Annotated in this window: 8 protein-coding genes; 3 read left to right on the top strand and 5 right to left on the bottom strand. The window is 66.5% G+C overall.

Annotated elements, in window-relative coordinates:
• Window positions 1-173 precede the first annotated feature (173 nt).
• The 3 genes from purU to RDU24_RS15615 are packed head-to-tail and all read right to left on the bottom strand — an operon-like array spanning window position 174 to window position 2,558.
• Window positions 174-1,106 (bottom strand): formyltetrahydrofolate deformylase, encoded by a 933-nt coding sequence (gene purU / locus RDU24_RS15625; RefSeq protein ID WP_374989795.1) that lies wholly within the window; start codon window positions 1,104-1,106, stop codon window positions 174-176.
• Between the two features lie 5 nt (window positions 1,107-1,111).
• A complete protein-coding gene (locus RDU24_RS15620; RefSeq protein WP_308736712.1) occupies window positions 1,112-1,351 on the bottom strand; it encodes a hypothetical protein in 240 nt (79 codons plus the stop codon).
• A gap of 25 nt (window positions 1,352-1,376) precedes the next feature.
• On the bottom strand, window positions 1,377-2,558 hold the full coding sequence (locus tag RDU24_RS15615) for a hypothetical protein (RefSeq protein WP_308736711.1): 1,182 nt from the start codon (window positions 2,556-2,558) through the stop codon (window positions 1,377-1,379).
• 201 nt (window positions 2,559-2,759) lie between these two features.
• Here RDU24_RS15615 and purN point away from each other — a divergent pair, with 201 nt between their 5' ends.
• The 3 genes from purN (at window position 2,760) to RDU24_RS15600 (ending at window position 6,169) form a co-directional block, all read left to right on the top strand.
• The gene (gene purN, locus RDU24_RS15610) at window positions 2,760-3,464 is read left to right on the top strand and encodes a phosphoribosylglycinamide formyltransferase (RefSeq protein ID WP_308736710.1); all 705 of its coding nucleotides are present in this window, start codon (window positions 2,760-2,762) and stop codon (window positions 3,462-3,464) included.
• Between the two features lie 18 nt (window positions 3,465-3,482).
• Complete coding sequence (gene amrA / locus RDU24_RS15605; protein WP_308736709.1) at window positions 3,483-4,037, top strand: AmmeMemoRadiSam system protein A; 555 nt, start codon at window positions 3,483-3,485, stop codon at window positions 4,035-4,037.
• Between the two features lie 113 nt (window positions 4,038-4,150).
• Window positions 4,151-6,169, top strand: coding sequence for a methyl-accepting chemotaxis protein (locus tag RDU24_RS15600; protein WP_308736708.1), 2,019 nt, complete (start codon window positions 4,151-4,153; stop codon window positions 6,167-6,169).
• A 105-nt stretch (window positions 6,170-6,274) separates the two neighbouring features.
• On the opposite strand, the gene RDU24_RS15595 is transcribed toward RDU24_RS15600, so the two are convergent.
• Window positions 6,275-6,556 (bottom strand): helix-hairpin-helix domain-containing protein, encoded by a 282-nt coding sequence (locus tag RDU24_RS15595; protein ID WP_308736707.1) that lies wholly within the window; start codon window positions 6,554-6,556, stop codon window positions 6,275-6,277.
• Window positions 6,543-7,469, bottom strand: coding sequence for a hydroxymethylbilane synthase (gene hemC, locus RDU24_RS15590; protein ID WP_308736706.1), 927 nt, complete (start codon window positions 7,467-7,469; stop codon window positions 6,543-6,545). Before hemC ends, RDU24_RS15595 begins: the two co-directional genes overlap by 14 nt.
• Window positions 7,470-7,570 lie beyond the last annotated feature (101 nt).

Here is a 7,570-nt window from a genome sequence, read left to right as displayed (position 1 = left end):
GTATTTCGGCGTCTTCGCCGAAAACCTGCGCGCATTGCCTTCGCCCAGCCCAGCCAACGCGCCCGCCCAGGCCACCCCAGCCCAGCCCCATTGGGGGGTCCGGGGGCCTCAGGCCACCGGCGGGGGTGCCAGGGGCAGAGCCCCTGGCCGCCGGAGGCATGCCAGGCAATGCCCTAGGCGAACACGATGGTCTTGTTGCCGTCGACGAGGATGCGGTCTTCGAGGTGCCAGCGCACGGCTCTGGAGAGCACTTGGCGTTCGATGTCGCGGCCCAGGATCTTGAGTTCATCCAGGCGGTGCCTGTGCGACACGCGGATGACGTCCTGTTCGATGATGGGTCCTTTATCGAGCTTGCCGGTGACGTAGTGGGCGGTGGCTCCGATGAGCTTGACCCCGCGCTCGACGGCGCGCCGGTATGGGTCGGCGCCCTCAAAGGCGGGCAGGAAGGAATGGTGGATGTTGATGATGCGCTGGGGGAAGCGCTTGACGAAGGCCGGGGAGAGGATGCGCATGTAGCGCGCCAGCACGACCAGGTCCACTTTTTCGCCGGGCTGGTCACCCAGCAGTGCCAGCATTTTCTCTTCGGGCACGGTGAGCCCGCGGCCGCGAGGGGCGTCGTGGGCCTCAGGCACGTGGACGTGCTCGAAGCGCACGCCGAAGGCTTCCACCGCTGGGCGCAGGTCCGGGTGGTTGCTGATGACGATGGGCACTTCCGCGTGCAGCTCGCCGCGCCCCACCCGCCAGAGCAGGTCCATGAGGGCGTGGTCCAGCCTGGAGACGAGGATGGCGACTCGTTTCTTGCGTCCGGCCAGCACCACGCTCCAGTTCATCTGGTAGCGCTCGGCCACCTCGCGGCCAAAGTCGCGCGCGAGTTCGTCGATGCTGCCCTCCAGGCCGTGCAGGTAGAATTCCTGCCGCATGAAGAAGCGTCCGCCCTCGGGGTCGGTGGAATGCTGGTCGGAGTGGATGATGTTGACGCCGCGCTGGTGCAGAAAGCCGCTCACGGCGGCCACGATGCCGGAGCGGTCCGGGCAGTTGGCGAGCAGGCGCGCGCACCCGGCCATGGGCGGGGCGCTTTGTGGCTTGGCCGAAGCTGGTCCGCGCATGTGTTCTAGTCGTCCTCGCCGAACAGGGACGGCTTGGGGGCGGTCTCGTCCCCGCCGGAGAGCGCGGCGAGCATGACCACCGGCCCGGCCGCGCCGCAGAATCCCAGGTCGTCCGATCCGGTCTTGTCGGCCTCGGCGTGGCGCCAGAGCATGCACATGGAGCCCAGGCAGAACTTCATCTTGTCGTCGCGCGTCTTCAGGAGCGGACAGTACTTGAACTTGGCGTCGGACTCGGGCAGCAGCATGGCGTCTCCTTCCGGTTGGCGGCGGCTAGCCAGCCTTGTGGCGCACCACGGTGGGCATGCCGGTGAAGTCCACCAGCGGGGTCTTGCCCAGGCGGCTCTTCAAATATTCCACGAGGATGGCGCTCAGGCGCTCCTCGCGGTTCATGGTGCGCGAATACTTGCCGCCCTCGACCACCTTCTGGAACTCGCTCTTGTCCATGGCGGGGGAGGTCTTGGCGATGTTCTCGATGGCCACGGAATAGGCGGAGATCTTGCGCTCCAGTTCCGCGTCGCTCATGCTGGTGAGTTCATGCACGCGCTGGGCGAACTCCTCCGGTTCGGGCAGCTTGTCCGACTCCATGATGCGCTTGAAGGCCTTGGCGTAGCGGGTGGAGCCCTCGTTGATGTGGTCCTTCTGGACCATGTTCATGCCTGCCCAGCCGGCGCGCAGCCACTTAAACAGCATGAAGGAGGTCTGGTTGGGGCCTTCCTCGACAAAGACCTGCACCGAGGCCGAGTCGTACATGAAGGTGTCGGCCCAGCCGATGAGGCCCTTGTTCAGGCCGTTGATGCCGGAGTAGAAATAGCTGAAGTCGCCGTCGTCGAGGATGACCGCCTTCTTGCCGACGGTGGACTTGTCCTTCTGCTTGCTGACGGAGATGAGCATGTTCTTGCCGTTGTACTTGGTCAGGATGATGAGCCGGTTCAGGTCGTAGCGGTAGTAGCCCCCGCCGAAGGAGTCCGGTGCGTTGACCTCGTACTCCGAGCCCCACAGGGCCACGGGCTTGTCCAGCTTGCCCAGGTGCAGCCAGGGCTTGGTGTCCTTGTCAACGATGTCGCTGCCCTTGTACCAGCCGCCCAGGCGCAGCACGCTGGGGAACAGCAGGTAGCTCGGGATGGCCGGGTTGTAGCAGTAGCGCATGAGCCTTTGGAGCGAGGTCTTCATGGTCACGCGGAGCACGGTCCCGTTGGCGTCGTAACGGCGCGCCGGAACCAGGTCGCGGGCGTCTCCCTTGGCCTGGGACACGAAGTCCAGCAGGCTCGCGAAGCTCTGGGGGTTCACCTCGGCGTTGCGCTTCAGGCTCAGGTCGAGCAGCGTGCCGAGGCTCTGTTCGACAGGCTGCGGCAGCGGTGCGGACTGGGCGTTGACGGGGGCAAGCAGCGCGATGAAAACAAACAAAAATACATACAGCCCGCTCAGACGGCGGGCACAGGTCGCTATCGACATGAAGTCCCTCTATGATGTTAGGCGGTTAAGACAAATCGTCCTTCCGCTCGGTACACAATTATATGCACTCGCCGAGCAATTGACAAGACAAGGCTTGGCCACCTTCGCGGCGGTTCCCTTCCTCCACAAAAGAGGCTAGAAAGCCAAGAGGCCGCAGCGGGACCGTACCCTGCGCGGCCAAGCCACCAAGCGGAGCGTCCCATGCCTTTTCCACTGGCCGTACTCGTCTCTGGCAGCGGTTCCAACCTGCAATCCATTCTGGATAAAATCGAAGCGGGCGCCATCGACGCCGAGATCCGCGTTGTCCTGTCGAACAAGCCGGACGCCTACGGGCTGGTGCGCGCGCGCAACCGCAACGTGGCGACATGGAGCAGGCCGCACACGGACTTCCCCTCGCGCCAGGCCTTCGACGCCGAGATGGTGCGCGTCCTGAACGACCACGGCATCGCAGTCGGCCAGGGCGCGGTGGTGCTGGCAGGGTTCATGCGCATGCTGACCCCGGAATTCCTGCGCGCTTTCCCCCAGGCAGTGGTGAACATCCACCCTGCGCTGCTGCCCAGCTTCCCCGGCACCCACGGCGCGGCCGACGCCGCTGACTACGGCGTGCGCCTGGCGGGCTGCTCCGTCCACTTCGTGGACGAAATCATGGACCACGGGCCGGTCATCATCCAGGCCGCCGTGCCCGCCCTGCCGGACGACGACCACAAGAGCCTCGCCGCGCGCATCCTGAAGCTTGAGCACTGCATCTACCCGCAGGCCGTGTCCTGGCTGGCCCAGGGCCGCCTGAGCATCGACGGGCGCCACGTGCGCGTGTCCGGCGCACACCCGGCCAGCCTCGGCGACGCGGCGCAGCCCTACCTGACCAGCCCGGGCCTGGAGCCGGGGTTCCTGCCGCAAGACGTTTGACCACGCCCGGAGGTTTCCATGGACTCCTTCCGCCTCAGCCTGACGCCTGACGAGCAGAGCTACCTGAAGGAACTCGTGCGCCTTGCCATCGCAAGCCACCTCACGGGCAGCGGCCCGGTGACGCCCCCCGAGCCGGCCACGGAACTGCTCAAGAGCGAGCTTGGGGCCTTCGTCACCCTCAAGCGCGGCGGGCACCTGCGTGGCTGCATCGGAAACCTGGTGGGGACCGGTCCGCTCTTCCAGACCGTCTGGAACATGGCCCAGGCCGCCGCCTTTCAGGACCCGCGCTTCAATCCGCTGACCCCGGGCGAGATGGACGGCCTGGACATCGAGATATCCATTCTGGGGCCGCTTGAGCCCTGCCCTGACCCGCAGCTTGTGGAGATCGGCCGGCACGGGCTCATCATGCGCCGAGGCGCGAACCAGGGGCTGCTGCTGCCCCAGGTGCCCCTGGAGTGGGGCTGGGACCGCGAACAGTTCCTGGCCCAGACCTGCCGCAAGGCCGGACTTCCGGCCAATGCCTGGCGCGAGCCCGGAACCGAGATATACTGGTTCGAGGCCGTTGTTTTCTAGCTGCAACACAAAGCATTTTTGACAAACTTTCCCCTCAAGCATAGAGGATAAGTTATTCTCCGGCACCCGCGCCAGTGAGGTCGCCCCCCAATCCACTGAATGGAGGCCCCCCCGTGAAGCGTCTGAGCATCAAAACACTTCTCGCCCTACTGGCCGCAGCGACCATTGTCGGTTTTTCAGCAACACAGCTGCTGTTCACCCTGAGCGCGCAGCGCACCGCCCGCACCTTTGAGAACCTCATCCAGGTGGATGAGGCCCTGCTCGGCCACCTGCAGGAGATGTACGCCCAAGGCTTGCAGACCGGCCAGGCGACGCGAAACGTGCTGCTCAACCCCACCGACAAGAAAGCCAAGGCGAACTACGACGACGCTGACACCAAGTTCCGCAAGGCCTCTGAGGCGGCACTGGCCCTTGCCACAGGCCCGGCGCAGGAGGAGCTTCGCAAGCTCGCGCCCCTGTGGGACGAGGACCATGCGCTCAAGAGCGAGGTCATGACCCTGTCCATGGAGGGCAGGCCCCAGGACGCGGCGGAACTCCTGAACAGCAAGGAAACCAAGAAATGGCGCGAGGTCAAGGCGCTGCTCCAGAAGCTCATCGCCGAGCAGGCCGTGAAGTCCAAGGCCGCCTACGCCGACTTCCGCACCCGCGAGGCCAGGACCTTCTGGGTCACGCTGACCACCAGCATCGTTCTGCTCGCGCTTGTGGCCGTGATGCTCGCCTGCATTTGGCGGATGGTTCTGGAGCCGCTTAAGACCATCCGCAGGTTTGCCCACAACCAGGCCGAGGGGCGCTTCAGCGAATGCCTCGACGGCGACTTCCAGGGCGAGTTCCGCGAGGTGTCCGAGGCCCTGTGCGCCATGTCCGAAAAGGTCCAGAGCACCCTCGGCTTCACCCAGGGCGTGCTCGACGGCATCATGTCGCCCTACGTGGTGGTGGACGAGGAGAGCCGGTTGGTGAAGACGAACCAGGCGCTCATCGAGATCCTGGAACAGGAAGGAAAGCCGGAGGACCACTACGGCGAGAACGTGGCCCACTTCTTCTACGGCGACGCCACGCGCCCCACAGTGCTCGGCACGGCCATGCAGGAAAACCGCACCATCATGCGCGAGGTGGAACTCACCGGCCGCAAGGGCGGCAAGCGCCAGATCAACATCGTGGCATCGCCGCTGCACAACCACTACACGGGAAAGCTCATGGGCGCGCTGTGCCTGTACACGGACATGACGGAGTTGCGCGGGCACGAGGCGCGCATCCTGGCCCAGAACGAGGCCGTCACCGCTGCCGCAAGGGAAGCCGAGGCCGTGCTCCGCTCCCTGCTTGACTGCTCCGGGCGCCTGGCCGAGCAAATCCGCGGCGCTGAGGACGGCGCCGCCCAGCAGCGCGAACGCGCCGGCGAAGCCGCCCAGGCCATGGGCGACATGAGCGAATCCATCATGGGCGCGGCCGAAAGCGCCAGCGCCGCCGGAGAGGGCGCGGACAACGCAGGAGCCGAGGCCAAGCAGGGCCAGGACGTGGTGCGCAAGGTGGTGCAGTCCGTGGAAGACGCGCGCCAGCAGACGCTTTCCCTCAAGGAGAACATGGGCGAGCTGGGCCGCCAGGCCGAGTCCATCGGCCAGGTCATGAACGTCATCTCCGACATCGCCGACCAGACCAACCTGCTGGCGCTCAACGCGGCCATCGAGGCGGCACGGGCGGGCGACGCCGGGCGCGGCTTCGCCGTGGTGGCCGACGAGGTGCGCAAGCTGGCCGAAAAGACCATGAACGCCACCCGCGAGGTGGGCGAGGCCATCGGCAGCATCCAGCGTGGCGCCAGGACAAACGTGCAGCAGGTGGAGGACGCGGCCCACAACATCGAGCTGACCACCGAGCTCGCGGGTGGCTCCGGCGAGGCTCTCTCGCGCATCGTCGACATGGTGCAGGAGACCACGCAGCGGGTGCGCGGCATCGCCAAGGCCGTGGAGTTGCAGTCCGCCGCCTCGGGACGGGTGGACGCCTCGGTGGAGGAGATCAACGACATCGCCCTGCGCACCGCCGCAGGCATGGACGAGGCCACCCGCGAAGTGGAGATGCTGCGCGAATTGGCCGACCGGCTGCGCAACATCATGGACAGCATGGTTGCCCAGAAGGACTGAAGCGGAACCGTCCGGAACGAATCGTCCCCGCGCCAAAGCAAAGGGCTGGCCCAGGTATCTCCTGAGCCAGCCCTTTGCGCGTCCTGCGGAATCAAATGGTCGCGGTCAATCTTTCCAGTTCCACCATTTCAGGCGTTCGGGCTCCGGCTGGGCGGTCTCGGCGAAGTATACGGCGCAGCGCAGGACGTAGAGCATGCAGCGGTCCACGTGCTGTCCGGCCAGGATCTCCATCCGGGCGTAAAGGTCGTCCGGGCTCTGGCCGCGCAAATCGTCCACCGAGCGCAGCCCGAGGTCCCAGAGGTCCACGGCGATGGCCTTGCCCACGCCGGGGATGCGCCGGAAGTCCTTGAGGACCAGCGGCTCCGGAGCGCCTTTAGCTGCGGGCATAGACCTCGTCGAGGATGGCCTTGCCGCCAGCGGCCAGCACCTGGTCGGCCAGCTTGGCGCCAAGGTCCCAGGCCTTGTCCGCCGTGCCCTTCAGGCTCAGGCGGATGGGGTTTTCGCCCTCCACCCCGGCCACGAAGCCCGTGAGGGTCAGGGTTTCCCCCTCCAGCTGGCTCCAGGCCGCGATGGGCACCTGGCAGCCGCCGTCCAGGCCGGTGAGGAAGGCGCGCTCGGCAGCCACCTGGGCCGCCGTCTCGGGATGGTTCAGGAAGGCAAGAAGCTCGGCCATTTCCGGGCGGTCCTTGCGGTACTCGATGCCCAGCGCCCCCTGGGCCACGGCGGGCAGGAAGCGCGGCGGCCCCAGTATCTCCACCTTGGGCGCGGTAAGCCCCAGGCGGTTCAAGCCCGCGGTGGCCACCACGATGGCGTCGAACTGGCCCTCAAGGAGCTTGCGCACGCGGGTGTCCAGGTTGCCGCGCAAGGACTCGATGACGAGGTCGGGCCTGAGCGTGAGCAGCTGGGCCTGGCGGCGCAGGCTGCTGGTGCCGACCTTTGCGCCCTTGGGCAGGGCGTCCAGGCCGTCGAAATTGACGGACAAAAGCGAGTCCGTGGGAGCCTCGCGCACGGGGTTGACCCCCACGATGAGCTCTGCGGGCAGCTCGGTGGGCACGTCCTTCATGCTGTGCACGGCCAGATCGGCGCGGCCGTCCAGCAGCGCCTCCTCGATCTCCTTCACGAACAGTCCCTTGCCGCCCACCTTGGCCAGGGGCACGTCAAGAATCTTGTCGCCGGTGGTCTTGATCTTGAGCAGCTCAACGCTGAGGCCGGGATACTTGGCGCGCAGGAGCGAGGAGATGTGTTCGGCCTGCCAGAGGGCCAGCATGCTGCCGCGGGTGGCGATGGTGACGTGTTTCATCTGTGCGACCGCCCGTTAACCGCAGGAGGAGCAGGAGCCGCCGGAACAGCCGCCGCAGCCGCCGCCGGAACGCGCGGGCGCGGCCGCGGCCGCCACGGGGG

Origin of the sequence: Humidesulfovibrio sp. (genome assembly GCF_031082295.1) — a bacterium.
In the GTDB taxonomy this organism is placed as follows: Bacteria; Desulfobacterota; Desulfovibrionia; order Desulfovibrionales; family Desulfovibrionaceae; genus Humidesulfovibrio.
Note: the sequence above shows the minus strand (reverse complement) of the source record. Positions and strands in the feature narration are given on the sequence as shown.

Coding starts and splice junctions, on each gene's coding strand:
- purU (WP_374989795.1), bottom strand. CDS start 1,106: ATGCGCGGACCAGCTTCGGCCAAGCCACAAAGCGCCCCGCCCATGGCC.
- RDU24_RS15620 (WP_308736712.1), bottom strand. CDS start 1,351: ATGCTGCTGCCCGAGTCCGACGCCAAGTTCAAGTACTGTCCGCTCCTG.
- RDU24_RS15615 (WP_308736711.1), bottom strand. CDS start 2,558: ATGTCGATAGCGACCTGTGCCCGCCGTCTGAGCGGGCTGTATGTATTT.
- purN (WP_308736710.1), top strand. CDS start 2,760: ATGCCTTTTCCACTGGCCGTACTCGTCTCTGGCAGCGGTTCCAACCTG.
- amrA (WP_308736709.1), top strand. CDS start 3,483: ATGGACTCCTTCCGCCTCAGCCTGACGCCTGACGAGCAGAGCTACCTG.
- RDU24_RS15595 (WP_308736707.1), bottom strand. CDS start 6,556: ATGCCCGCAGCTAAAGGCGCTCCGGAGCCGCTGGTCCTCAAGGACTTC.
- hemC (WP_308736706.1), bottom strand. CDS start 7,469: ATGAAACACGTCACCATCGCCACCCGCGGCAGCATGCTGGCCCTCTGG.